Source organism: Achromobacter sp. SIMBA_011 (assembly GCF_046535435.1).
Taxonomy (GTDB): Bacteria; Pseudomonadota; Gammaproteobacteria; order Burkholderiales; family Burkholderiaceae_B; genus Achromobacter; species Achromobacter dolens.
Map to the genome: position 1 here is coordinate 1 of NZ_JAWRWN010000224.1, position 312 is coordinate 312.

General features: G+C 60.3%; 1 protein-coding gene. It reads right to left on the reverse strand.

The features are described from left to right. Positions 1 to 312: FMN-dependent NADH-azoreductase (locus tag SB816_RS30680; protein WP_410548076.1), on the reverse strand; the 312-nt coding region annotated here is incomplete at both ends.

The window sequence follows — 312 nt, forward strand, 5'->3', positions numbered from 1 at the left end:
CGTGCCTTCGACGCGCACTACTTCGACGTCGGTCAGGCCAATGAAACCGAGCAGGTACAGCAAATAATTGGTCTGAAAGTCGAACGGTGCCCAAGCACCTTCCGAGAACACGCCACCGGTAGCGGTAACGAGATAGGACTTCTTGCCGGCCAGCAGCCCCTTCGGCCCAGTATCGCCGTAGCCGAAGGTGACGCGCGGCCAGGTGACGTGATCGAACCACGCCTTGAGCTGCGAGGACGGACCGAAGTTGATCATGCCCGAACCGAGCACGATCACGTCGGCGAGCTTCAACTCGTCGACCAGATCTTGCGC